At 74.9% G+C, this 24,960-nt stretch carries 22 protein-coding genes; 11 read left to right on the forward strand and 11 right to left on the reverse strand.

Going from position 1 to position 24,960, the window contains the following annotated elements; all coding sequences use genetic code 11:
* Positions 1–196: 196 nt before the first annotated feature.
* Complete coding sequence (locus tag OO47_RS26025; RefSeq protein WP_033210350.1) at positions 197–1,162, reverse strand: ArsR/SmtB family transcription factor; 966 nt, start codon at positions 1,160–1,162, stop codon at positions 197–199.
* Positions 1,163–1,246: 84 nt separating this feature from the next.
* Between OO47_RS26025 and OO47_RS26030 the strand changes: the two genes are divergently transcribed.
* Positions 1,247–2,326 (forward strand): alpha/beta hydrolase family protein, encoded by a 1,080-nt coding sequence (locus OO47_RS26030; protein ID WP_030218988.1) that lies wholly within the window; start codon positions 1,247–1,249, stop codon positions 2,324–2,326.
* Between the two features lie 322 nt (positions 2,327–2,648).
* Here the strand turns inward: OO47_RS26030 and OO47_RS26035 are convergent, their stop codons facing one another.
* Complete coding sequence (locus tag OO47_RS26035) at positions 2,649–3,248, reverse strand: hypothetical protein (protein ID WP_158708696.1); 600 nt, start codon at positions 3,246–3,248, stop codon at positions 2,649–2,651.
* A gap of 76 nt (positions 3,249–3,324) precedes the next feature.
* Complete coding sequence (locus OO47_RS26040; protein WP_030218982.1) at positions 3,325–3,963, reverse strand: GNAT family N-acetyltransferase; 639 nt, start codon at positions 3,961–3,963, stop codon at positions 3,325–3,327.
* 131 nt (positions 3,964–4,094) lie between these two features.
* On the opposite strand from OO47_RS26040, the gene lon reads away from it, so the two are divergent.
* Together lon and OO47_RS26050 are read left to right on the forward strand one after the other, a co-directional pair.
* Positions 4,095–6,506 (forward strand): endopeptidase La, encoded by a 2,412-nt coding sequence (gene lon, locus OO47_RS26045; RefSeq protein WP_030218980.1) that lies wholly within the window; start codon positions 4,095–4,097, stop codon positions 6,504–6,506.
* A 134-nt stretch (positions 6,507–6,640) separates the two neighbouring features.
* Positions 6,641–7,252: a DUF4240 domain-containing protein gene (locus OO47_RS26050; RefSeq protein WP_033210359.1), complete on the forward strand. Its 612-nt coding sequence runs from the start codon at positions 6,641–6,643 to the stop codon at positions 7,250–7,252.
* Positions 7,253–7,309: 57 nt separating this feature from the next.
* On the opposite strand, the gene OO47_RS26055 is transcribed toward OO47_RS26050, so the two are convergent.
* Positions 7,310–8,209 carry a lytic polysaccharide monooxygenase auxiliary activity family 9 protein gene (locus tag OO47_RS26055; RefSeq protein WP_030218973.1) on the reverse strand — a complete coding sequence of 300 codons (900 nt, stop codon included), beginning with the start codon at positions 8,207–8,209 and terminating at the stop codon, positions 7,310–7,312.
* A gap of 209 nt (positions 8,210–8,418) precedes the next feature.
* Positions 8,419–9,264 carry a lysozyme gene (locus OO47_RS26060; protein ID WP_030218969.1) on the reverse strand — a complete coding sequence of 282 codons (846 nt, stop codon included), beginning with the start codon at positions 9,262–9,264 and terminating at the stop codon, positions 8,419–8,421.
* A 582-nt stretch (positions 9,265–9,846) separates the two neighbouring features.
* Between OO47_RS26060 and OO47_RS26065 the strand changes: the two genes are divergently transcribed.
* Entirely contained in the window at positions 9,847–10,293 is a 447-nt protein-coding gene (locus tag OO47_RS26065; RefSeq protein WP_078489928.1) for a MarR family winged helix-turn-helix transcriptional regulator, read from the forward strand.
* A gap of 4 nt (positions 10,294–10,297) precedes the next feature.
* Here OO47_RS26065 and OO47_RS26070 read toward each other — a convergent pair whose 3' ends face one another.
* Positions 10,298–11,131, reverse strand: coding sequence for a hypothetical protein (locus OO47_RS26070; protein WP_051716236.1), 834 nt, complete (start codon positions 11,129–11,131; stop codon positions 10,298–10,300).
* A 371-nt stretch (positions 11,132–11,502) separates the two neighbouring features.
* On the opposite strand from OO47_RS26070, the gene OO47_RS26075 reads away from it, so the two are divergent.
* The 6 genes from OO47_RS26075 (at position 11,503) to OO47_RS26100 (ending at position 18,118) form a co-directional block, all read left to right on the forward strand.
* Positions 11,503–14,568 carry a nitrate- and nitrite sensing domain-containing protein gene (locus OO47_RS26075; RefSeq protein ID WP_407696361.1) on the forward strand — a complete coding sequence of 1,022 codons (3,066 nt, stop codon included), beginning with the start codon at positions 11,503–11,505 and terminating at the stop codon, positions 14,566–14,568.
* Entirely contained in the window at positions 14,565–15,056 is a 492-nt protein-coding gene (locus tag OO47_RS26080; RefSeq protein ID WP_030218958.1) for a roadblock/LC7 domain-containing protein, read from the forward strand. Before OO47_RS26075 ends, OO47_RS26080 begins: the two co-directional genes overlap by 4 nt.
* 5 nt (positions 15,057–15,061) lie before the next feature.
* Positions 15,062–15,493, forward strand: a complete 432-nt coding sequence (locus OO47_RS26085) for a DUF742 domain-containing protein (RefSeq protein ID WP_051716235.1) — start codon at positions 15,062–15,064, stop codon at positions 15,491–15,493.
* Between the two features lie 109 nt (positions 15,494–15,602).
* Entirely contained in the window at positions 15,603–16,238 is a 636-nt protein-coding gene (locus tag OO47_RS26090; RefSeq protein ID WP_030218954.1) for a GTP-binding protein, read from the forward strand.
* 40 nt (positions 16,239–16,278) lie between these two features.
* Entirely contained in the window at positions 16,279–17,514 is a 1,236-nt protein-coding gene (locus OO47_RS26095) for a styrene monooxygenase/indole monooxygenase family protein (RefSeq protein ID WP_030218951.1), read from the forward strand.
* A 76-nt stretch (positions 17,515–17,590) separates the two neighbouring features.
* Complete coding sequence (locus OO47_RS26100) at positions 17,591–18,118, forward strand: DUF6584 family protein (RefSeq protein ID WP_030218948.1); 528 nt, start codon at positions 17,591–17,593, stop codon at positions 18,116–18,118.
* A 5-nt stretch (positions 18,119–18,123) separates the two neighbouring features.
* On the opposite strand, the gene OO47_RS26105 is transcribed toward OO47_RS26100, so the two are convergent.
* The 3 genes from OO47_RS26105 to OO47_RS26115 all read right to left on the reverse strand — a co-directional run bounded on the left by OO47_RS26105 (position 18,124) and on the right by OO47_RS26115 (position 20,569).
* Positions 18,124–19,398 carry a C40 family peptidase gene (locus tag OO47_RS26105; protein WP_030218945.1) on the reverse strand — a complete coding sequence of 425 codons (1,275 nt, stop codon included), beginning with the start codon at positions 19,396–19,398 and terminating at the stop codon, positions 18,124–18,126.
* Between the two features lie 126 nt (positions 19,399–19,524).
* A complete protein-coding gene (locus OO47_RS26110) occupies positions 19,525–19,821 on the reverse strand; it encodes a hypothetical protein (RefSeq protein ID WP_030218942.1) in 297 nt (98 codons plus the stop codon).
* A 25-nt stretch (positions 19,822–19,846) separates the two neighbouring features.
* Positions 19,847–20,569 carry a TetR/AcrR family transcriptional regulator gene (locus OO47_RS26115; protein ID WP_030218939.1) on the reverse strand — a complete coding sequence of 241 codons (723 nt, stop codon included), beginning with the start codon at positions 20,567–20,569 and terminating at the stop codon, positions 19,847–19,849.
* Between the two features lie 235 nt (positions 20,570–20,804).
* On the opposite strand from OO47_RS26115, the gene OO47_RS26120 reads away from it, so the two are divergent.
* A complete protein-coding gene (locus tag OO47_RS26120; protein WP_030218937.1) occupies positions 20,805–21,923 on the forward strand; it encodes a ferritin-like domain-containing protein in 1,119 nt (372 codons plus the stop codon).
* 37 nt (positions 21,924–21,960) lie between these two features.
* On the opposite strand, the gene OO47_RS26125 is transcribed toward OO47_RS26120, so the two are convergent.
* Together OO47_RS26125 and OO47_RS26130 are read right to left on the reverse strand one after the other, a co-directional pair.
* On the reverse strand, positions 21,961–23,436 hold the full coding sequence (locus OO47_RS26125) for a penicillin-binding transpeptidase domain-containing protein (RefSeq protein WP_030218934.1): 1,476 nt from the start codon (positions 23,434–23,436) through the stop codon (positions 21,961–21,963).
* A gap of 109 nt (positions 23,437–23,545) precedes the next feature.
* On the reverse strand, positions 23,546–24,925 hold the full coding sequence (locus OO47_RS26130; protein ID WP_030218930.1) for an FtsW/RodA/SpoVE family cell cycle protein: 1,380 nt from the start codon (positions 24,923–24,925) through the stop codon (positions 23,546–23,548).
* Positions 24,926–24,960: the final 35 nt, after the last annotated feature.

The following is a 24,960-nucleotide window of genomic DNA, read 5'->3' on the forward strand; positions in this document are numbered from 1 at the left end:
GCCCCGCCCCACCCCCGCCCCGACGCCGGGAGGCCACGCGCCGGGCCCCCCGGGGGCCGCCGCTTCGACGCCCGCCGGCCCCGCGCCGGGCGCCCCGCCACGCGTACGGGGCGGTACCCGCCGCGCAGGCGGCCGTCCCTCGACGCCTCCGAGGAGCGCGCGGGGCGGTGCCGCGGCCCTCGGCCGCTTCGGCGCACTACGGCGGCCAAGCGCCCGCGACCAGCGTGCCGAGGGCCGTGCGCCGGTGGGTGACCGAGCGGCCCGTGCGGGTCGTCGTCGCCAGGCCCGCCGATCTCAGCGCGGCCGCGTGGGACGAGGCCGTCGCGTTGCTGACGCGGAGGGCGCGGGCCAGGGACGTCGTGGTGTGGGGTTCGGCGAGGAGGCGCAGGGCGTCCAGCCGTGTGCGGCCCAGGACGGCGGCGAGGGCCTCGGCGGAGACGACCGGGCCCCCCGCGGTGGGCGGGAGCCCGGGACCGGCCGGGTACGTCAGGACCGCGGGGCGGCCCGGTGCGTCGTGGAGAAGCGGGCCCGCCGGGTGGTGGAAGGTGGGCAGCAGGACCAGACCGCGCCCGTCGAGGCGGACGTCGCGGGCCGGTGCCGCACCGGGCCACTCCCACACGCCCCCGTGGAGCCGGCTGCCCGGGGCCAGGCCGGTCAGGGCGGCGGCCACGCCGTGCTCGGCGACCGTCAGGGCGTAGCGGGTGAGTTCCTCGCGGTGGAGGTCCTGCACGACGGACCAGACCGGGGCGAGGACCGTCTCGTACGCGGCCTGCTGGGCGCGGCGCAGGGTGTGCCAGGCCGTCTCGTCGCCCCCGTGCAGGTCGTGGATCCAGCGGGGGGCGGGCGCCGCCCCGTGGACCCGCTCCAGCTCGGAGCGGACGAGAACGGGACTGGTGGCGCGGATGTGCTCGAAGCCCTCGGCGACGGTGCAGCCGAGGACGTCGAGGAAGGAAGGCGGGCGACCCGCCGGAACCAGGTCGGCGAGCGGGCCGCTCGCGGCCGGGAGGGAGCGCAGGACGCGACCGCGCCACGGCGCGAACAGCGGCCCGCCGCTCCGGCTCACGGCCGTGGTCAGGGCGGCGTGCAACTCCTGGAGCGGCGCCGGGCGGGCCGCGAACCGGGTGCGGGCGAAGTCCTCCGCGGTGAAGTGGACCCGTAGCACTCTCACAACTCCTCGCTCCGGTCAGGCCTTTCGGCCGGGGCCTGAACCTTCGCGTCGTGACGGCCCCGTGCCGAGGATGCCCGTATGACTTCGCGACGCACCCTTCTGAAGGGCACCCTGTGCGGGAGTGCCGCCGCCCTGCTGCCCGCGGCCGCGGCCGCGGGCACGCCCGGGAGCGGCCCGGTTCTCCGGCTGCCCGCGCCCACCGGCCCGCACCCCGTGGGCATGCGGACGGTCCACCTCGTGGACCCGTCCCGGACCGATCCGTGGGCGGGCGGTGCGCGGGAGCTGATGCTGACCGTCCTGTACCCGGCCCGGTCGGCACACGGCTTCCCCCGGGCCCCGCAGCTCACTCCGGCCGAGGCACGGGAGTTCGCCGGCCTCGCGCCCCACGTCCACCCCGGACTGCCGCAGCCGGGAACGGTGGACTGGGGCGCGGTCCTCACCCACGGGCACAGGGGCGCGCCGCCGCTTCCCGGGCGGCGGCCGGTGCTGGTGTACTCGCCCGGCGGCGGTGACTCCCGCACGCTCGGCACGACCCTCGCCGAGGACCTGGCGAGCCACGGCCGGGTGGTCGTGCTCGTCGACCACCCCGGTGACGCCTCCCAGGTGGAGCTGCCCACCGGAATGCGGACGACCGTCCTGACCGGACCTCCGGACCCGGCGGCCTTCCGCACGATGGTGGACACCCGGATCGGGGACCTCCGCCTGGTCCTGGACCGGCTCGGCGACCTGCCGCTCGCACCGGTCATGGACCTCTGCCGGATCGGGATGTACGGGCACTCCGCAGGCGGCACGGCGGTGGTGTACGCGGCCCGTGACGACCGCCGGGTCGGCGCGGTGGCGAACCTGGAGGGGTATCTCGACCTGGACCCGAAGCCGACCGGCTTCGACCGGCCGCTGCTGCTGTTCCGCACCGACGGGTTCGACGGCGCCGCCCGGATCGAGTCGTCCTGGGCAGGTCTTCCCGGCCGCCGCGGGCTGCTCCCCGACGCGAACCACTGGGCGTTCACCGACTACGGTTCGCTCGTCCCCCGGCTCCGGGCCTCCGGTCTCGTGACGGCGGCGGCGCGGACCGCGCTCGTCGGCACCGGCGACTCCGCGGCGACACTCGCCCGGGTGCGGCGCCGGGTGGGGACCTTCTTCGCCCGCCGCCTGCCGTGACGGGACCACGAGGCGACGCCCGGCGGCCTGCTCCGGTCCCCGGAGCCCCGCGCGCTCCTCGGCCCCGCGCGATCCGGCGGCGCCGCGCACATCTCCGGGACGTCCCGACTCGTCCGCGGCACCTGCCTTGTCCGCGGCACCCGGCACACCGGTTTCCCGTGCGGGGCGCGACAGTCCCACGCCCTTCCCCGGGGCCCGATCCGGTGCGTGGCCCGGGGCGTCCGCCGGCTGGAGGCGCGGCCCGCACGCCCGGTCGGCGGGATCCGTTCACGGGCCCGCCGGCGGGAACCGCTCACGTGCCCGGCCCGTGGACCCGGCCCGGCTACGGGCTCGTCGGCGGCCCGCCCTCCGGGAGGGCGTCGAAGACGCGCCGGAGGGCGGGCGGCCGGTCGCCGTCGCCCGCGACGACCACGCGGCGGCCGTAGGTCACCTCGTACCGGAACCCGTCCGCGATCGGGCGCCCGGTCGGCCGCGCCGGGACGAGGGCGAACGCGGGGTCCTCCAGGGCCCCGCGCAGCCCGGCGGCCTCGGCGGGGGTCTGCCGGCCGGTCCGGGGCGGCTTGTCGCCGGAGCGGACCGTCCATTGCCCGTCCCGGTGGACGACGAGCCGGTTCCGGACCCCGGCGAAGCCGCCGGTGACGACCACCTGGACGAGGACCTCGCCCGGCCGGGGGTCCGGCCGGGGGACGGCCGGAGCGGTGGCGGTCCCGGGAGTGCCCGGCGCGGTCGTGGTGCCGGGGGCGCTCGTCGGAGCCGGGGTCCCGGACGCGCCCGGCCCGGCCGTGGTCCCCGGCGCGCCGGGCGCCGGAGGGGCCCCGGGCCCCGCGTCCGAGCCGCAGCCGGACGCGCCGCCCGCCAGGGCCGCCGCGAGCAGCACGGCCGCGCGTCGCCTTCCCCATCCGCCTCGCCTCACGGGACTCATGGGAGGAGCATGCCCGGCGGGGCGCCTCCCCGCAGCCGGACGGCGGGATTCCGCTGCTGCCCGAGGTGCCCGAGCCTCAGCCCTCCCCCCGTACGATCCCGGTCAGCGGCCCCCGGTACTCCCAGCCCAGCGCGCCGTAGAGCTGTCGGCCGTCCACGGTCGCGGAGAGGACCCCGGTCGTGGAGCCGGCCCGGGCGGCGGCGGCCTCCAGGGTGAGCACGACGTTCGCGCCGAGGCCCCGGCGCCGGTGCGCCGCGTCCGTCTCGATCTGGTCGGCGACGGCGGTGGCGCCGGTCGGGGCGATCTGCCCCCGGGCGGCGAGGGTGCCGTCCGGGGCGAGGATCCGGACCCGGACGACGCCGTCCCGGACCTCGACGTTCCGGACGTACCCCTCGGGCGGCGCCGGACGGACGCCGGGGTCCAGCGCCTTGACCATCATGAAGCCGGGGTCGTCGGGGATCGTCCACCCCTCGGCGATCCACGGCGCCACCTCCTCCGCGTCCGCCATCACCTTGAGCCAGCTGTACGGCTCGGTGAGCCGCTCGCAGAGCGCGCGGACGGTGGCCGCGTCGGGCGCGGGCAGCACGTGCCGCAGGACGTGCCGGGGGAGGCCCACGTCGATCCGGTACCCCCAGGGCCGGTCCACGGCGGCCGGGGTGCCCCGGGAGGCCGTCCAGCCCCTCACCCACGCCGATGTAATGGCTCGCATATCCATGGAGGTATTACATCGGCCGTTCGGGGAGGTGCGCGAGAGTGATCGCTCACAGCGAACAGGCGTCCGGGAACATTCATGGGCTCACAAGCATTGAGTCCGTACAGCTCAACTTGACTGCCGAAGGGGAGATCATGGCTTCTGAGTCCATGGCGTCCGCGCCGCTCACTCTGCCTGTGCTGCCGCTCGACGACGAGGTCGTGCTGCCCGGAATGGTGGTGCCGCTGGACCTGTCCGACAACGACGTACGGGCCGCCGTCGAGGCCGCCCAGGCGGCCGCACGGCCCGGAGCGGGGAAGCCGCGGGTGCTGCTCGTGCCCCGCGTCGACGGCACCTACGCCGGGACCGGCGTCCTCGGGACCGTCGAGCAGGTGGGACGCCTGTCCGACGGCGACCCGGGCGCGCTCGTGCGCGGCCGCGGCCGCGTCCGCATCGGCGCCGGTACGACCGGCCCCGGCGCCGCCCTGTGGGTGGAGGGCACCGCCGTCGAGGAGACCCTGCCCGACCCGCTGCCCGGCTCCGTGACCGAGCTGGTCAAGGAGTACAAGGCGCTGGCCACCACCTGGCTCAAGAAGCGCGGCGCCTGGCAGGTCGTCGACCGCGTCCAGCAGATCGACGGCGTCGGCGCCCTCGCCGACAACTCCGGCTACTCGCCCTTCCTGACCGTCGCCCAGCGCGTCGAGCTCCTGGAGACCGCCGACCCGGTCGCCCGGCTGCGCCTGGCCACCGCCCAGCTCCGCGAGCACCTCGCCGAGCAGGAGGTCGCCGAGACCATCGCCAAGGACGTCCAGGAGGGCGTCGACAAGCAGCAGCGCGAGTTCCTGCTCCGCCGCCAGCTCGAAGCCGTCCGCAAGGAGCTGCGCGAGCTCAACGGCGAGTCGGAGGGCGACGAGTCCGACGACTACCGCGCCCGCGTGGAGGCCGCCGACCTGCCCGGGAAGGTGCGCGAGGCCGCCCTCAAGGAGGTCGAGAAGCTGGAGCGGTCCAGCGACCAGTCCCCCGAGGGCTCCTGGATCCGCACCTGGCTCGACACGATCCTCGAACTGCCCTGGAACGAGCGGACCGAGGACCGGTACGACATCCGGGGCGCCCGCGCGGTGCTCGACGCCGAGCACGCCGGCCTGGACGACGTGAAGGAGCGGATCACCGAGTACCTGGCGGTGCGCAAGCGGCGCGCCGACCGCGGACTCGGCGTGGTCGGCGGACGCCGGGGCGGAGCCGTCCTCGCCCTCGTCGGCCCGCCCGGCGTCGGCAAGACCTCCCTCGGCGAGTCCGTCGCCCACGCGATGGGCCGCGAGTTCGTCCGGGTCGCCCTCGGCGGCGTCCGGGACGAGGCGGAGATCCGCGGCCACCGGCGCACGTACGTCGGCGCCCTGCCCGGCCGGATCGTCCGCGCGATCAAGGAGGCCGGGTCCATGAACCCGGTGGTCCTGCTCGACGAGATCGACAAGGTCGGCTCCGACTTCCGCGGCGACCCCGCGGCGGCCCTCCTCGAAGTCCTCGACCCGGCGCAGAACCACACCTTCCGCGACCACTACCTGGAGGTCGAGCTCGACCTCTCCGACGTGGTCTTCCTGGCCACCGCGAACGTCCTGGAGTCCATCCCGGAAGCCCTCCTCGACCGCATGGAACTGGTGCGGCTCGACGGCTACACCGAGGACGAGAAGGTCGTCATCGCCCGCGACCACCTGCTGCCCCGGCAGCTGGAGCGGGCCGGCCTGGAGCCCGGCGAGGTCGTCCTGGAGGAGGCGTCGCTGCGGAAGCTGGCCGGCGAGTACACCCGCGAGGCGGGCGTCCGCACCCTGGAGCGGGCGATCTCCCGGCTGCTGCGGAAGGTCGCGGCCCAGCACGAACTGGGCGACCGGGAGCTGCCGTTCACGGTCCGCCCGGAGGACCTGCGGGAGCTGATCGGGCGGCCGCACCACGTGCCCGAGTCGGCGCAGGACCCGTCCGAGCGCCGGACGTCCGTGCCGGGCGTCGCCACCGGCCTCGCGGTGACCGGCGCGGGCGGCGACGTCCTCTTCGTGGAGGCCTCCCTGGCCGACCCGGAGACCGGTGCCGCGGGGCTCACCCTCACCGGGCAGCTGGGCGACGTGATGAAGGAGTCGGCGCAGATCGCGCTCTCCTTCCTCCGCTCGCACGGCGCGGAGCTGGAGCTGCCCGTCACCGGCCTCAAGGACCGGGGCGTGCACATCCACTTCCCGGCGGGCGCGGTCCCCAAGGACGGGCCGAGCGCGGGCATCACCATGACGACCGCCCTCGCCTCCCTGCTGAGCGGCCGGCTCGTCCGCACGGACGTGGCCATGACCGGTGAGGTCTCCCTCACCGGCCGGGTCCTGCCGATCGGCGGCGTGAAGCAGAAGCTGCTCGCCGCGCACCGGGCGGGCATCACGACGGTCGTGATCCCCAAGCGGAACGAGGCCGACCTGGACGACGTCCCGGCCGAGATCCTGGAGAAGTTGGAGGTCCACCCCGTGACGGACGTCCGGCAGGTCCTGGAGATCGCCCTCGCCCCGGCGGAGGTGCCGGTGGGCGCGGCGGCGTGATCCCCGGTCAGGAGCGGGGCGTTCCCTCGGGGGCGCCCCGCTCCGGCACGTCCGGGGGAGGGGCGCGGAGAGGGGCCGGACACCGGCCCGGGGGCGGGTCCGCGATGTCAGTCCCGGCTGTCATGATCGTACGCATGAACGAAGACGCCTTCTGGGCTCTCATCGACGAGTTGAGCGGCCGCCCCGGCACCCGGGACGAGCGGCTGGAGTGGCTGGAGGGAGAGCTGCTGCGGCGTCCGGCCGAGGAGAGCGTGGCGTTCCAGGTGCGCCTGGAGAAGGCGTGCGGGGCGGCCGACACGCACGCGGTGTGGCGGGCGGCGAACCGGATCGAGGGCGGCGCCTGCACGGACGACGGCTTCCACTGCTTCACGCTCTGGCTGGTGGGCCAGGGACGGAAGGCGTACGAGGCGGTGCTCGCCGACCCGGACGCGCTGGCCGACCTGCCGGACGTGCGGGCGCTCGCGGGGCGGCACCACGACGAGTGGGACGACGACGAGTGGCCCGAGTGGGAGGAGCTCGACTACGTCGCCCAGGACGTGTACGACGAGCTGACCGGCCAGGAGGACGACGACGGTGAGGAGTTCCTCGACGCGGTCGAGGAGGCCGAGGAGGCCGAAGAGGCCGAGGCGGGGGAGGAAGCGGGGGAAGAGCGGGAAGAGGACGAGGAGCGCGGGGCGTCCGGGCCGGGGGGGTCGGCCCTGCCCCGGCTCACCGCCCTCTTCCCGCTCGTGCCGTCCGGCTCCTAGGCGCCGCCCGGCCGGTCTCGGGGCCGGGCGGCGCCGTCGGTGACGCGTGGGGGCGCGTCAGGAGCCGGACGCGTTCCGGCGGCGGCCCAGGAGCAGGCTGCCCGCCGCGAAGGCGGCGAGGGCGCCCGCGCCCGCGAGGGCCGGCACCAGGGGGGAGGACGTCCCGGCCGTCTCGGCGGAGAGCGCCGGGGGCTGCTCGTCGCCGCCGTGGCCCGCGTGGCTGACGGTGGACAGGGCGGCGCCCGCCGCGATCTTCGCCTCGGTCGGGGCCTGCGCCTGCGTCCGGGCCCCGGCCCCGGTCGCCGCACCGGCCTGGCCCGTACCGCCGAAGGTGACGTCCGAGCAGCTGTAGAAGGCCTCGGGGCTGTCGTTGCGCTGCCAGACCTTGTAGACGACGTGGCGGCCGGTGCGGGCCGGCAGGGTGCCCGTGAAGTTGTAGTAGCCGTCGGTGGCGGTGCGGGTCGTGTTGTACACCGCGACCGGGGTCGCGTCCAGGTCCGACCACTTCAGGGGCTTCGTCGGGTCGAAGCCGGCCTTGGTGATGTAGACCGTCATGGTGCCCGAGTGGGCCGCCGTCGTCCGGAACCTGAAGTCGAAGGAGCCGGCGGCGACCGCCGTCGCCGGCCAGTCGGTGCGCGCCCAGTCCAGGGCCCGGTACTTCTCGCGGTTCGCCGAACAGAGCTTGCCGTCCGGGATGAGGGACCGGTGCTGCCCGTCCGCGTTGGCGATGTTGACCTCGTTCCAGTCGTAGAGCGGCTGGGTGCCGGAGTCGGCGACGAGGTCCTTGCACACCTGCGACCTGGGCGTCTCGGGGCCCTCGGCGTAACAGGCGGCCAACCGGCTCACGGGGTTGAAGACGGCACCGTGGGCACTGGCCGCCGTGGGGGTGAGACCGACGAGCGCGGCGGCGGACAGGGCGGCGGCACCGGTGGCGGCGGCGCGCCGGGCGGAAGGCAGGGAAGGCATGCGGGGGCTCTCTCTCGTGCGTGGGGGAGTACGGAATGAGCAACGCGCGCGGGGCGCACGGAAGTTGAACTCCGTGCGACCGTCATAGAGCCTCGCATTGGTCCATACCAATGGGCAAGGGGGTGGAGCCGAAAAGGCCGAACGGCCCCCGGGGCGCGCCGTGCGCCCGGGAGGCCGCCGGGAAGGGGGTGGGCGGGGCGTCAGCCGTTCGCGAGCGCCCTCACGCGCGAGAGGTCCCCGTTGAAGCGGTTGTGGTCGCCGACCACCGGGCCGGTGGAGGTGTACTGCCACATCGTGTGGTACGGCCAGCCGGCCGGGAGTTCGCCCACGGAGGAGGCGTACCGCGCGATCCACAGCGGGTTGGTGGCGGCGAAGCCGGAGTGGTTGCCGGTGCACTGGGTCCACCAGCTCGTCGCCGTGTAGAGGACGGCGTCCCGCCCGGTCCGGGCCTTGTAGCGGTCCAGGAAGTCGCGGATCCAGGCCACCATCCCCGACTGGGTCTTGCCGTAGCAGGTCGCGCCGTACGGGTTCCACTCGATGTCGAGCACGCCCGGCAGGGTCCTGCCGTCCTTCGACCAGCCGCCGCCGTTGTCGACGAAGTAGTCGGCCTGGGCCGCGCCGCTCGCCGTGTCCGGGGTGGCGAAGTGGTACGCGCCCCGGATCATGCCGACGTCGTACGAGCCGTCGTACTGCTGCGCGAAGGAGGTGTTCTTGTAGTACGTGCCCTCCGTCGCCTTCACGTAGGCCCAGCGGACGCCGCTGTTCCACAGGGTGGTCCAGGCGACGTTCCCCTGGTGGCTGGAGACGTCCACGCCCTCCGTCTGGGCGGCCCGGACCGGGGCGCCGGTGGGCGCCGTCGTGCCGCGCCCGTCGTGTGCGAGGACGCCCATGCCCATGTCGGCGGTGCCGCGGGCGGGCGTCTCCCGGGCGGCTGCGGCCGTGTCCGCGTCGGGAGCGGCTCCGGCGGAGCCGGCGAGGGGGAGGAGGAGGGCCAGGGCCGTCAGGGCGGCGCCGGCGAGGGTCGTTCCGGATCTGTGCACACGCATGGCGTGCCTCCGAAAGGCTTGTGGAGAGAGGGGATGACACGTCCTGTCGCGGACATGTCATTAGAGGCGGTGGAAGCGACGCTACGCACGTAGACCCGCCCGTGGAAGGGGGCCCGGACACCGCCGTTGGTCTACGCCTGCGAAATACTGGAAGAGCTGCGGAAACGACCGCGACGGGAAGAAACTTTCAGCGGCGGAAGGCCGCCGGTGTGGCGGGCTCACGCCACCGGGGAACACGTGGGAGGCGCTGACGTGCACGGAAGCGGTACGGGAAGCGGGCACGGGACCGCCCCACGGCCCCCCGGCGAGCCCGGAGCCGCCGCGCCCGCGCCCGATGCGGCGGGGGCCGCTCCGCCCGCCCCCGGCGAGAACGAAGCGGCCCTGCCGACTCCGGCTCCGGCGCCTACTCCGACTTCGGCTCCGACTTCGGCTCCGGCTCCGGCTCCGACTTCGGCTCCGGGTCCGGCTTCAGCTCCGGGTCCGGCTTCGACTTCGGCTCCGGCTCTTACTCCGGCTCCGACTTCGGCTCCGGCTTCGACTTCGGCTCCGGGTCCGGGTCCGGCTCCCGGCGAGGCCGGAGCCGTGCCGTCCGCCCCCGTGGACCGGGAGTTCCTCGCCCTCGAACGCGAGCTGGCGGTCTTCCTGCGCCGCGCCCGTGCCCAGTCCGGTGAGATGGCCCGGGAGGTCCACCCCGAGCTGGAGCCCGCCGCCTACGGCCTCTTCGTGCGCCTCGACGACGCCGGACCCCAGCGGGCCACCGAGCTCGCCGGGTACTTCGGCGTCGGCAAGGCGACCATGAGCCGCCAGCTCCGGGCCCTCGAAGACCTCGGGCTCGTCGCCCGCGACCCCGACCCCGCCGACGGCCGCGCCTCCCTCGTCCGCCTCACCGAGGAGGGCCGGAACCGCTTCCGCCGCGTCCGCGACGCCCGGCGCGAGCGCTACGTCCGCAAGCTCGCCGACTGGGACCGCGCGGAGGTCGCCGAGCTGGCCCGGCTCCTCAACCACTTCAACGTACGGTCCGAGGGCTGAGGCCTCAGCCCCCCGGCGGCTCCGGCGGTTCCAGTGGCTCGGACGGCTCGGGAGGCTCCAGCTCCACGTACACCGCCGTCGCGTCGTCGTGCAGCTTCCAGCGCCGTACGCCCCCCGCCTCCGCGTCCGCGAGCTCCCGCCCCCGCACCCGCCCGAGCAGCCCCGACGCGCCCTCCGCGCGCAGGACGCCGAGGCAGTCCGCCCAGTCGCCCGCGCCGAACAGGTCCACCCAGCGGCTCGCCCCGTCCGTGAGTGCGGCCAGGGCCCGGACCTCCGCGCGCGGGACCGCCCCGGTCACCGCGAGCCCCGCGACCGCCGGATCGGCCGCCGCGGTGAAGAAGCCGCCCTCCCGGTTCCGCAGCCGGTCCGTCGCCGCCACGGACCGCAGCACCTCCACCGGCACCCGGTCGAGCCGGTCGTCGAGGACCGCCCGCACCGCCCCGCCCGGCCCCTCCAGGAGGAGGACCGAGTCGGAGAGGACGAGGTACTCGACCGCCGCCCCGTCCCAGCGGGCGAGGACCACGGTTGCCTGAGGCGTACGTACGTGAGAAAGGTCACAGGTCCCCCGATGGGAGTCCGCGGTGCGCCGGATTGCCAGGGAGAGGATCTCGGACAGGGAGACGTCCGGACGGGAAGCGGACAGTTCGGTCAAAGCCCCGCCGAGCCGGGCGGTGAACCACGGCACGCCGTGCACACAACCGTCATCACCGGCGGGCGGCGTGACGCCGTCGAGGAGGACGACCGCCCCCCTGCCCTCCGCCGCGGACAGGACGGTGGTCGCCCAGTCCTCATTGGGGCGTTCGGGGCTGCCGGGGAGGGAGGCGACGTCGCTGCGCATGGAGCCCAGTGTGCCCGGCCCCGCGCCCGCCCCCGGCGGGCCCTTCACCGGACCTGCGAATGACGGGAAAAGGCCTGTACCAACGCGGCGGGTGCGGCGGGAGGGGCGGAACGGGCGCCCCCGCGGAGCTGCGGGCGGGCATCCTGCCAAAGGCCGCGCGGAAGATCCAACCGGGGCCGTTCCCGGGCCCCCGGACCCGGCCCGGCGAAGTTGTTCGCCAACTCCGGAGTGTTGTTCACTCGTTCGGGTGGCGGAGCGGCCGATGCCCGTCCCCTTCCCGGAAGCGCTGGAATGGTCGGAAGCCGTATCGGGGGTGGGGGCGCTCCATGTGACCGGCCGTCACCTCTGCTTTGTGGGTGGACGAGTCAAGAATGCGAGCACCGGTGCAGATGAAGCGGCCTCGGAGCAAGAACGGCACGCGGAGCCAGAACCCCGGTGTCCCGCCGGCCCCGGGCGGCGCCGCCACGGCCCCCGCCGGAGGCCCGGCCGCCGACCATGCCCAGGCCCACATCCAGGCCCCGACGCGGCCCGCCACGTCCACCGCGCCCGCCACCCCGACGCAGCCCACCGCCCCCGCGCAGCCCGCCGCCCCCGCCGGCCGTTCCAAGCGGGTCCGCAACCGCCTCGTCGCCGGCGTCGCCCTCGTGGGCGTCACCGTCCTCGCCGCCGGCGCCCCCGCGATCCTCACCGCCTCCGCCGAGCTGACCGACTCCCAGCGCCTGGTCACCCTCGCCGAACTCGACCGCCAGGCCGTCACCCTCGCCCACTCCCTCGCCGACGAGCGCGACGAGGTCGTCGCGTACATCGCCGCGGGCCGTGACGCCCAGACCGGCGACGCCAAGAAGAAGCGCCAGGTCACCACCGTGCGCTCCACCCGCGTCGACCGGCAGATCGACGAGATCCGCCCCGCCGCCTCCACGGAGCTCCGCCGCGACCTCGCCGGCGTCCCCTCCGTCCGCCGCACCGCCCTCACCGGCGAGGGCACCGCCCTGGAGGCCCACAAGGCCTACTCGGACGTCATCGACAAGCTCCAGGCCCTCGCCGACGAACTGGCCGACCGGACCCCGGCCCGCGCCGCCGACGCCTCCCTCACCGAGGCCACCCGCGCCCCCGCCGCCCTCGGCCGCGCCGTCGAACAGGCCTCCGCCACCCGCGGCCTGCTCCTCGCCGCGCTCGCCGTGCCGCAGCCCGAGCCCACCGGCGACTTCCGCTACGACGACACGACCGGCACCTACGTCCCCGAGGAGCCGAAGGGCGCGGCGGAGGCGAACCGGACCCGCGACCGCCTCGCCGCCGCCGCCCAGCAGGCCCGCGTCCGCGAACTCGCCGCCCTCGGCGACTTCGACCAGGCCGCCGGCGCCACCGCCCGCGACTCGCTCGCCGGCACCGTCGCCGGACCCGACGTCAAGAGCGCCGAGCGCTCCCTCGCCTCCCTCACCGACCAGCCCCGGCTGACCGAGGCCGAGCGCAGGACCGACCCGGCCGCCCTGGAGGCCGCCCTCTCCGCCCGCATCGAGCAGATGCGCGGCGTCGAGTCCACCCTCGCCGCCCAGCGCGTCGAACGCCTCTCCGCGCTCCGCGACGACGACGTCACCGCCCTCGAACTGCGCCTCGCCTTCCTCGGCGGCTGCCTCCTCTTCGCCGTCGGCGTCTCCACCTACGTCGCCCGCACCCTCACCCGGCCGCTCGCCGTGCTCCGCATCGGCGCCGCCCGGCTCGCCGCCGCCCCCGAGCCGCACACCGAGGAGCCGGTCCGCTTCACCGGCCGCAACGACGAGTTCGCGCAGGCCGTCCGCTCCCTCAACACCCTGCACGGCAGGCTCGCCGACCTCGCCGCGCGCACCGGCCACCTCACCGCCGAGCGAACCGACCTGGCCGCCGACAAGGAGGCCCTCGCCGCCGAACTGGCCACCCAGCGCGCCGAACTCCAGGGGCAGGTCGCCCTCCTCACCGCCGAACTCGAAAAGCTCCGCGGCACCGTCCGGCACACCTTCGTCAACCTCTCCCTGCGCAACCTCGGCCTGGTCGAACGCCAGCTCGGCGTCATCGAGAAGCTGGAGGAGCGCGAACAGGACCCGGACCGGCTCGGCACCCTCTTCAAGCTCGACCACATGGCGACCGTCATGCGCCGCCACAGCGAGAACCTCCTCGTCCTCGCCGGCCACGAGCACGTCCACGGCCACGCCGGGGCCGTCCCCCTGGTCGACGTGCTGCGCGCCGCCGTCAGCGAGATCGAGCGGTACGAGCGGGTCACCATCCAGTCCCTGCCGCCGCACGCCCAGGTCGCCGGCTTCGCCGCGGACGACCTGAGCCACCTGGTCGCGGAACTCCTGGAGAACGCCACCTCCTTCTCGCCGCCCGACGCCGAGGTCCAGCTCTCCGGCTGGCTCCTGGAGACCGGCGAGGTGATGCTCTCCGTCCAGGACTCGGGCATCGGCATGACCCCCGCCCGCTCCGCCGAGCTGAACGCGCGCCTGGCCGAGGCCGACCCGGACGCCTTCGAGGGCGAGGGGCTCGGCATGCGGGTCGTCGCCCTGCTCGCCGCCCGCCACGGCGTCCGCGTCGAGCTGCGCGAGCAGCAGCCGGGCGGCACGGCGGCCGTCGTGGTCCTGCCGCTGCCCCTGCTGCCCACCACCCCGCCGGCGGCCGTGACGGAGCCCGTACGGGTCGCGGGCACGGCCCCCGTGATCCAGCTGCCCGGCTCGGTCGCGGAGGCCAACTCCAACACCCTGCCGTCCCGCACCCGCGACCCCCTGGTGGAGGCGGCGGAACGCGCGTTCGCGGAGGCGGAGCCCGCCGGGGGGCGGCCGGAGGAGCCGCACGGGCCGGAGGGCGCGCCGGAGGAGCCGTACGAGCCGGAGGCCGTCTCCGAGGACCCGTACGACCCGGAACCGCGCCGGACGGCGGAGGAGCCGTACGCCTCCGAACCGGAGCCCGCGCCCTCGGAGCCGTACGAAGGCGAAGGGGTCCACGCCCCGGAGTCCGTCTCCGAGACCACGCTCCAGGTCCGGCTGCCCGTCCCGCCGCCGGAGCCGGACGCCCACGAGCGCGCCGCCGACGAGGGCCCGGACGCCGCCCACCCCGCTTCCGCTCCGGCCCCCGCCCCCGAACCGCCCCTCGACCCGTCGGTTCCCGGGCCGCGCCCCGCGCAGTGGGAGCGGGTCACCGACAAGGGCCTGCCCAAGCGCACCCCCCAGGTGGTGCGCCAGGCCGGACCCGCCGCCGCGCCCCGCAAGGGCGGCGTGGACGCCGAGGCCCTGCGCCGCAGGCTCGGCGGCTTCCACCGGGGCGCCGAGGCCGGCCGCCGCGACGTGGAGGCGGAGATGGACACGCGGGGAACGACCGCGCGGGGAACGGACACGGCGGGGATAGCGAACGCAAGGACTGCACGTACAGAGGAGAAGACGGGGGACACAGTCGAGGAGGCACGCAGTTGACCGCGACGGGAACGTTCGGACTGAGTACGGAAGCCCGCAACCTGCAATGGCTGCTGGGGAACCTGGTCGAGGAGGTGCCGGGGGTCCGCTCGGTGGCCGTCGTGTCCTCGGACGGCCTGATGCTGCTGTCCTCGGACCCGGAGCCCCCGCAGGGCGCCGCGTCCGCCGAGGAGCCCGGCGCTCCCCGGGGCCCGCGAGGCTCCAGCGCCGACCTGGCCACCATCGTCTCCGGCATCGGCAGCCTGACCGTCGGCGCCGCGCGCCTGATGGACGGCGGCGGGGTCAAGCAGACCATGGTGGCGATGGACGAGGGCAGCGTCTTCGTCATGTCGATCAGCGACGGCTCGCTGCTCGGCGTGCACGCCACGCCCGACTGCGACATGAGCGTCGTGGCGTACCACATGGCGCTCTTCGTGGGCCGCGCCGGCCACGTGCTCACCCCCGAGGTCCGCAGCGAGCTGCGCAAGTCGCTGGAGGGCCCCCGGTGACGGCCGTGTCCTCGACGGCCTCGGTGTCCTCGCTTCCGCACGCCTTCAAGCTGCCGGTACGGGGGGAGGGGCGCCGCCCCGCGCGCGTGCGCCCGTACTCGCTGACCGGCGGCCGGACCCGCTTCGGCCACGTGCTGCTCGTGGAGACCTTCGTGGCGGCGCTCGAAGCGCCCGCCGCCCGCAAGGTCCTGACGGACGGCGGGACCGGCGCGCGCGGCCTGATGCCGGAGATGCGGGCCATCGTCGAGATCTGCCGCCGGATGCGGACGGTGGCGGAGATCTCGGCGCTTCTGAAGATGCCGTTGGGGGTCGTCCGGGTGCTGCTCAGCGACCTGGCCGACCAGGGAAAGATCCGTGTGTACGGGACCGGTCACGGCACCGGCCAGCCCGACCGCGCGCTCCTCGAAAGGGTGCTGAGTGGACTCCGCCGTCTCTGACGCCGCCGCCGTCTCCGGAACCACTTCCGGAACCGCCTCCGGAACCACTTCCGGAACAGCCTCCGGCACCGTAGCCGAAGCCGTCCCCGAATCACCGGCGGCCGTCGGCATCCCCGCCCAGCCCCGCCCCGGCCCCTCCGATCCTCTCGAACGGGAAGCCGAGGACGGCGCGCAGGACTGGCAGCTCGACCACAGCAAGGCCCCCACGGCGACGAAGATCGTCGTCGCGGGCGGCTTCGGCGTCGGCAAGACCACCTTCGTCCGCGCGGTCTCGGAGATCACCCCGCTCCAGACCGAGGCCCTGATGACCCGGGCGAGCGAGGACACCGACGACCTCACCGCCACGCCGGACAAGCTCACCACCACGGTGGCGATGGACTTCGGCCGGATCACGCTCGACGACGACCTGGTGCTCTACGTCTTCGGCACGCCGGGACAGCAGCGCTTCTGGTTCATGTGGGACGACCTGGTGCGCGGCGCGATCGGGGCGATCGTGCTCGCCGACACCCGGCGCCTCACCGACTGCTTCCCGGCCCTCGACTACTTCGAGAGCTGCGGACTCCCGTACATCGTGGCGGTCAACCACTTCGAGGGCAGCGAGCTGTTCGAGACGGAGGACGTCAGGGAGGCGCTGACCGTGCCCCCGCACGTCCCCGTGGTGATCATGGACGCGCGCAAGCGCTACAGCGTGGTCGAGACCCTGCTGGCCATGGTCGCGCACGCCCTGGAAGCCACCCCCGAATAGCCCCGCCCCCCTCACTTACGCCACGCCAGGAGCACCACCCATGCGGAAGATACTCATAGTCGGGGCCGGGCAGTCCGGCCTCCAGCTCGCCCTCGGACTGCAGTCGCGGGGGTACGAGGTCACCCTCATGTCGAACCGGACGGCGGACGAGATCCGCGCCGGCCGGGTCATGTCCACCCAGTGCATGTTCGACACCGCCCTCCAGCACGAGCGGGACCTCGGACTCAACTTCTGGGAGTCCCAGGCCCCCCGGATCGAGGGCCTCGGCGTCTCGGTCGCGGGACCCGACTCCTCCCGCCTGATCGACTGGGTCGGCAAGCTGGACGGCTACGCCCAGTCCGTCGACCAGCGGGTGAAGATGGCCGGCTGGATGGAGACCTTCGCCCAGCGCGGCGGCCAGCTCGTCATCCACGGCGCGGCGGTCGGGGACCTCGACTACTTCTCCCGCAACTACGACCTGGTGCTCGTCGCGGCGGGCAAGGGCGAGCTGGTCTCGATGTTCGAGCGGGACGCCTCGCGCTCCCCGTACGACGCGCCGCAGCGGGCGCTGGCCGTCGCGTACGTCCACGGCCTGGGCCCGCGCCCCGAGCACCCGGAGTTCGACGCGGTCCGCTGCAACGTCGTGCCGGGGGTCGGCGAGCTGTTCGTCATGCCGACCCTCACCACCGGGGGCCGCGCCGACATCCTCTTCTGGGAGGGGATCCCGGGCGGCCCGCTCGACGTCTTCAAGGGGGTCAAGGACCCCTCCGAGCACCTGGCGCTCACGCTGGAGCTGATGGAGCGCTTCACGCCGTGGGAGTACGCGCGGGCCACCAAGGTCGAACTGACCGACGCGGGCGGCACCCTCGCCGGCCGCTACGCCCCGACCGTCCGCAACCCGATCGGCCGCCTCCCCGGCGGCGGCCTGGTCCTCGGCGTCGCGGACGTCGTCGTCGCCAACGACCCGGTCACCGGCCAGGGCTCCAACTCGGCCTCCAAGTGCGCGGCGGCGTACCTCTCCTCGATCGTCGAACACGGCGAGGCGCCCTTCGACGAGGCCTGGATGAACGCCACCTTCGACCGCTACTGGCAGACGGCCCGGCACGTCACCAAGTGGACGAACGCGATGCTGGCCCCGCCCCCGGAGCACGTCCTGAACCTCCTCGGCGCCGCCGGCCGGCTCCAGCCCGCCGCCGACCGCTTCGCCAACGGCTTCAACGACCCCTCCGACTTCGAGAACTTCTTCTACGACCCGGAAAGGACGAACGCGTACCTGGCGTCCCTGACGCAGGGCTGACGAGGACGGGCGGGCCGCCGCCACGACCGCCGAAAACCGGTCGTGGCGGCGGCCCGTCCTGTTCGATCATGCGGGCATGTCCCTGTTGAACACACTGGACCGCGTGGACGCGGACCTCGCCGCCGGGCGGGTGCCCGTGGCGCGGCAGCGGCTGCGCGGGCTCGTCTCGTCCTTTCCGCACGACCTGACCCTGCGCCGACGGCTCGCCGAGGTGTACCGGTTGTACGGGGACGCGGCGGAGGCGGGGCGCTGGATGTACCTCGAAGAGGACCGGCGGGAGGACGAGACGGTCGCGTTCGAGGAGCGGTACGCGTCCCCCGCGCGGCGGATGAGGGCCCTCGCCTGGCGCGGGCCCGAGGCGCCGGCCGCCACCGCGTTCGCCCGGGAGCAGCTCGCGGCGGTGCGCGCCGCCCGCGCCGGGGAGCTGGGGCGGGCGGTCGACTGGGACGATCCCGCCTCGTACGAGGAGCGGGCGTACGACCACCCCGTGCCGGGGAGCGCCGGTTGGACGCTCAAGGGCGTGCTCGTGTGCGGGGGCTGCGCCGTGGGGGTCCTCCTCAACCTGGGGATCTGGGTGGTCGGCCTCGTCACGATCGCCGACTGAGCGGCTCAGCCGCCGTCGAAGCCCTCGTCCCCGCCGTCCCCCGCGCCCTCCGGGAGGGCCGGTGGGGTGTACGAGGGCAGGGCCGTTCCGGTCGGGTCCGGGCGTACGGCTCCGAGCAGCGGGTTCGCCGCGACGGGGGAGACCTTCACCTTCGCGCCGGGGCGCGGGGCATGGACCACCAGGCCCTCGCCCAGGTAGAGCGCCACGTGCGTGGCGCCCGGGAAGTAGACCACCAGGTCCCCGGGGCGCAGTTCCGAGAGGGGAACCCGGGGGAGCGTCGCCCATTGTTCCTGGCTGGTGCGGGGGATCTCGCGGCCCGCCGCCGCCCACGCCCGCTGCGCAAGCCCCGAGCAGTCGTACGCCTCCGGGCCCTCGGCCCCCCACTCGTACGGCTTGCCGATCTGCCCCACCGCGAACCGCAGGGCCTGTGCGCCCGCGCGGGACGGGGTGCGCGGGCCGTCCAGGACTCCGGAGTCCAGCAGTTCGCGCTGGGCGCCCGCCGTCTGCGTCCGCTCCAGTTCCGTGAGCCGGGTGAGCTGGGTCGGGGAGAGGCCGGCGAGCAGCTTCTCGACCTCCTTCAGTTTCGTCCGGACCTCGTCGCGCCGGACGCGCTGCTCGGCGGACAGGCGTCGCTGCCGGTCCAGGGCCTTGCGGGAGGCGGTCGCGAGGGCGTCGGCCCGGCGGGCGGCCGTTTCGAGCCGGGCGACGGCGCCGGCCCGGTCCCGGCCCGCCCGGGCCGCCAGCCGCTCCCGGTCCATCGCCGCCCGCGGATCCGGGGCGAAGAGCACGTCCAGGTACGAGGAGAGCTCCGACCTGCCCCGGTACTGCTCCCGGGCGATCCGCCCGGCCTCGGCGCGGCCCCGGTCGAGATCGGCCCGCGCGGCGGCGAGCCGGGCCGTGAGCTTCTGCGCGTCGGCGGTCTGGAGCCGCAGCTTCTCCTCGGCCGCGTTGTGGCGCTCGGTGGCCTCCTCGGCCTGCCGGTAGAGCGTGCGCAGGCGCGTGAGCAGGCCGGCGACGGAGGTCCCGCCGGGGGGTGCGAGGGCGGCGGCGTCGTCTTCGGGAGCCGGGACGGCAGGGGTGTCCGATGCGGGAGCGTCGGGGACCTCCGGGTCCACCGGGCCCACCGGTTCCCGCTCCGGGTCCGGACGGGCGATCGGGGCCTGGGGCGGAGGTTCCACCGGCGGGTCCGCCGGGTAGGCGCCCGCCGGGGGCGGGCCCGTGAGCACCGCGAGGGCGGCGAGCGCCCCCGCGCAGAGCGTGCGCAGCAGCCTTCGTGACACGTCACCACCTCCACGGGGATGATGACGGTTCACTTCATGTGATCACCGTACGAACGGGGGCGCGTCCGGCGCCCTCACTCGTTCGGACTCACTCGTCCGGACTCGTTCGGACTCGTTCGTTCGGACTCATTCGGTCGGGTCGGAGTCCCGGCGGCCCCCGCCCGGCTTCGACCACGGCCACCTCAGCTCGCGCCGCTCCCGTCCCCCGGGGGCGTACTCGTACACCCAGCCGCGCTGGAGCCCGAGCCGCTTCGTGTACCCGGCGGGCTCGCGCCGGTAGGCGTACACCCTCGGCGGGTTCCCGTCGTGCGCCGGGACCGGGACCTCGTACCACTTCGGCGGGTGGCCGGTCGGGCCGAGCAGGATCGGCAGGACCCGGCCGTCCAGGGGACCGCCGCGGAAGGGCGTGTTCTCGCTTCTCACCCCTCCAGTCTCCCCCGCGCGCCGCTCACAGCAGGTGGGCGGCCTCGCTTACTACCGGGAGCAACCGGCGGGCCAGGTCCGCCACCGGCCCCTCGGACGTCTCCTGGGCGAGCAGCCGCCGGACGACCTCCGTCGTCTCCTCGTCGCCCGCCGCCGTCGCGGTCAGCAGGGCGACCAGATGGTCCACCATCCAGTCGCGCAGCTCCGGCGCCGGGGGCCGCTTCCCCTCGCCCAGCCAGATGAGCGAGGCGGCCTCCACGGCCGCGATCCACGTCCGGACCAGCATCCCGAGCCGGAGCCCCGGCCGCTCCACCCCCAGGTGGAGGAGGATCTGCTCGGCGGCGGCCCGCCGCACCTCGTCCACGATCGCGGTCGTCTGCGGGGTCTCCACGACGCTGCCGCCGCGCAGCAGCGCGCTGAACCCGGCGTCGTACTCGTCCACGAAGGCCAGGTAGCGGTCGAGCACCCGGCCGAGCCGTTCCGTGGGCGGCCCGGCGAGCGGCTCGGCGAAGCAGCGGTTCAGGGTGTCGGCGGAGGAGCGCAGGGCGGCCTCGTACAGCTGCTGCTTGCCGCCGGGGAAGTACCGGTAGACGAGGGGCCGCGAGACGCCGGCCGCCTCGGCGACGTCGTCCAGCGAGACGTCCTCGGGCGTCCGGTGGGCGAAGAGCCCCAGGGCCGCGTCGAGCAGCTGGCCGCGCCGCTCCTCGACGCTGAGCCTGCGGTAGGCGGGCGTGGCGGGACTCGTCATGCTCCGCAGCGTAACCGCGCGGCCTCCCGGCCGGGGGTGCGGTCCGCTTCCCGGGCGCACGGTCCGGCCTCCGGGGGGCGGACCGTGCGCGGGCCCGGTGAAGGGGAGCACGGCAGGGCGCCTCGCGCCCGCACCACTCCCGCGCGACTTATTGACGGACCGTCAACAGCGTGTGAGCCTGCTGGGGTCGGACCGAAGCCGGTCGGTCGAAGAGGGCCGGGAGAAGGAGTCGTCCATGTCGACGCACGACCTCTGCACGAACGCCCCCGGCGGAGCCGTCTGGGACGTGCCGGCCACCGGCGCCGCCCGCTTCTCCTGGGACTACGACGACGGCCGCGACCGCCTCCTCGCCCTCTACCGGAAGGGCAAGGACAAGCAGTGGGACGGCGCCACCCGCATCGACTGGGACCTGGAGGTCGACCCGTACGACCCGCTCGGCACCCCGGACGAGGCCCTGGACCTCCACGGCACCCGCCACTGGGCCAAGCTGACCGGCAAGGACCGGGGCGAACTGCGCCGCCACTACTCCTCCTGGCAGTTCAGCCAGTTCCTCCACGGAGAGCAGGGCGCCATGATCTGCGCCGCCCGGATCGTCGAGTCCGTCCCCGACCTCGACGCCAAGTTCTACTCGGCCACCCAGACCATGGACGAGGCCCGGCACGCCGAGATCTACGGCCGCTTCCTCCACGAGAAGGTCGGGATGCTCTACCCGATCGACGACAACCTCAAGGGCCTCCTCGACGACACCCTGCGCGACTCCCGCTGGGACATGCCCTACCTGGGCATGCAGGTCCTCATCGAGGGCCTCGCCCTCGCCGCCTTCGGCATGATCCGCGACACCACCGACAAGCCGCTGCCGAAGCAGATCCTCGCGTACGTGATGCAGGACGAGGCCCGGCACGTGGCCTTCGGCCGGATGGCCCTGCGCGACCACTACCGGCAGCTCTCGGACGCCGAGCTCCGCGAGCGCGAGGAGTTCGTCATCGAGGGCTGCCACCTGATGCGCGACCGGCTGCGCGCCACCGATGTCCTGGTGAACTTCGGCGTCGCCCGCAAGGAGGCCGAGGAGCTGACCGAGCGCAGCGAGTTCCTGCGGCTCTTCCGCAAACTGCTCTTCAGCCGTATCGTCCCGTGCGTCAAGGACATCGGCCTGTGGGGACCGCGCCTCCAGAAGGCCTACCTGGACATGGGCGTCTTCGACCTCGGCGACTCCAACCTGGACCTGCTGATGGCCCAGGACGAGGAGGTCGCGGAACGGCTCGACGCGGAGCGCTTCGCGGCGGAGGAGCGGGACCGGGCGGCGGAGGTGGCGGCGGCGATCGAGGCGGGGAGCCGCGCGGCGGACCCGGAGTGACCCCGGCGCGGAGGCCTCCCGCGCGCAGGCCCGCGCCCTACCGCCTCCCCTCCGCCTCCAGCCGCAGCGCCTCCTCCATCACCGCCTTCGCGATCGGCGCCGCGCTCCCGCCCCCGCTGATGTCCGTACGGGAGGCCTCCGCGTCCTCCACGACCACCGCCACCGCCACCGCCGGCCGGGCGGAGCCTTCGCCCTGCGCCCAGGCGATGAACCAGGCGTAGGGCGTACCGGTGTTGCCGAAGCCGTGCTGGGCGGTGCCGGTCTTGCCGCCGACCCGGGCCCCCGGGATCGCCGCGTTCCTCCCCGTCCCGTCCTCCACGGCCCGCACCATCAGCTCCTGGAGCCGGAGCGCCGTCGAGGGGTTCATCGCCTGCCGGTAGGCGCGGCGGGCGGTCCGCTCCACGGTCGCGCCGCCGGAGGTCGTCGTGCGGTCCACCAGGTGCGGACGGGCGATCTCGCCGTTGTTGGCGACCGCCGCCGCCACCATCGCCATCTGCAGCGGGGTCGCCGTCGTGTCGAACTGCCCGATCGAGGAGAGCGCCAGCTGGTCCGGGCTCATCTCCCGGTCGAAGGTGGACCTCGCCACCCACGACGGCACCCGAAGCGCCGTGTCGTTGAAGCCGAACCGCTCCACCGCGTCGACCATCCCCGTCAGGCCCACCTCCACCCCGAGCCCGGCCATCACCGTGTTGCACGACCACTGGAGGGCGTACGCGAGGGACGCGTCGCCGCAGCCCTCCGCCTCGTTCGGCAGCACCTGCCGGGTGCCCGGCAGCACGAACGGGTCCGGGGTGTCCGTCGGCGCGTCCACGTCCCGCACCACGCCCGCGTCCAGGGCCGCCGCCGCCGTCACGATCTTGAACGTGGAGCCCGGCGGGTACGTCTGCCGCAGCGCCCGGTTCAGCATCGGCCGGCCCGGCGCGGAGTTCAGCCGCTCCCAGGCCTCCCTGACCCCCGGGCCCGTCCCGGAGAGCACCCCCGGGTCGTACGAGGGCGAGCTGACGAGCGCCAGGATCCGGCCGGTGGCCGGCTCGACCGCCACCATCGCGCCCCGCTTCCCGGCGAGCCCCCGGAAGGCGGTCTCCTGCATCGAGGCCCTGATCGTGGTGACCACGTCGCCGCCGGGCTCCCGGCCCCGGGTGAGGCCGTTCAGGAGCGGCAGCGGCGCCAGCATCGGCTCCGTGCCCGCCAGGACCGCGTCCTCGGCGTCCTCGACCAGCGTCGTGCCGTAGGTCTGGGAGGCGTGGCCGGTCAGCGGCGCGTACAGCGGCCCCTGGCGGTAGGTCCGCTCCCAGCGGAGCTGCTGCCCGCTGTCCCGGGAGCCCGTCACCGGCTTCCCGTCGACCAGGATCTCGCCGCGCGGCTGCGCGTACCGGCCGATCGCGATCCGCCGGTTGGCCGGGTCGTCGTTCAGCGGCCCGGCCTCGACCACCATCACGCGGCCCGCGTTCACGATCAGCGCGGCCAGGAGGAGGAGGCAGAGCGCGGCGGCGCGCCGGATGTAGCGGATCACGGGGCGGCTCCGGGGGCGGGCCGGAGCGGGGGTACGGCTCCGGGAACGGGCGTGCGTACGGTCGCGCGCCCGTCCGCCCGTCCGGCCGTCCGTCCGGCCGTGCGCCCGGTCACGCGGCCCCCTCCTTGACCCGTTCGGGCTCCCCGGTGTCGGCGGGCTCCGGGCGCGGCGCGCGCGCCGAGTCGCTGACCCGGACGAGGAGGGCGACGATCACCCAGTTGGTCACCACCGACGAACCTCCCTGCGCCAGGAACGGCATCGCCATGCCGGTCAGCGGGATGAGGCCCATCACCCCGCCCGCGATCACGAAGACCTGGAGGGCCACGATCGAGGCGAGCCCGATCGCGAGGAGCCGCCCGAAGGGGTCGCGCAGCAGCAGGCCGGCGCGGTAGCCGCGGCCGACGAACAGCGCGTACAGCAGGAAGAGCGCGGTCAGGCCGACGAGCCCCAGCTCCTCGCCGGCCGTCGCCAGGATGAAGTCGGACTTGGCGGCGAAGCCGATGAGCACGGAGTGGCCGAGGCCGAGCCCCGTGCCGAGCATCCCGCCCGCCGCGAAGGAGAACAGGGACTGGGCGAGCTGCCCCGGTCCCTCGCCCGCCCGGATCGAGGCGAAGGGGTCGAGCCAGTCCTGCACCCGGCCGTGGACGTGCGGTTCGAGCGAGCCGACCAGGAAGGCGCCGGCGGAGGCGAGCACCAGGCCGACCGCGATCCAGCCGGTCCGGCCGGTCGCCACGTACAGCATGATCACGAAGAGGCCGAAGAAGAGCAGCGAGGTGCCGAGGTCCCGTTCCAGGACGAGGACGCCGACGCTCAGCAGCCAGATCGCCACGACGGGCCCGAGGACCCGCCCCGAGGGGAACTGGAACCTCCAGATCCGGCGGCCGGTGTACACGAGCGCGTTGAGGTTGGCGGAGAGGTACGCGGCGAAGAAGACCGCGAGCAGGATCTTGGCGAACTCGCCGGGCTGGAAGGAGAGCCCGCCGAGCCGGATCCAGATCCTGGCGCCGTTGACGGCGGGGAAGAAGACCGGCAGGAGCATCAGGGCGAGGGCGGCGGCGACGGAGACGTACGCGTATCCCTGGAGCGTGCGGTGGTCGCGCAGCAGCAGCACCACCAGGATGAAGAGCGTCACCCCGAGCGCCGACCAGACCAGCTGGGTGGTCGCCGCCCGGTCGTACGGCGTCTCCAGGTCGAGCCGGTGGATCAGGGTCAGGCCGAGGCCGTTGAGCAGGACCGCGATCGGCAGCAGCAGCGGATCGGCGTACGGGGCGCCGAAGCGGACCGCGAGGTGGGCGATGAGCGCGAGCAGGCCGAGCCCGGCCCCGTAACGGGCGGCGTCCGGCGGCACGGCGCCGGCGCGGGCGAGGCCGACCGCGGCGTAGCCGTAGACGGAGATGAGGACGGCGCAGACGAGGAGGGAGAGTTCCACGCCGCGGCGCTTCGGGACGCGGACCCCGGGCGGGGGCGCGTCCGTTCGCGGTGCGGTCATGGCCGCAACGTAGCAAGCGGTATGCGCTATGTCCC

The organism is Streptomyces bikiniensis, from assembly GCF_000716625.1.
In the GTDB taxonomy this organism is placed as follows: Bacteria; Actinomycetota; Actinomycetes; order Streptomycetales; family Streptomycetaceae; genus Streptomyces; species Streptomyces bikiniensis.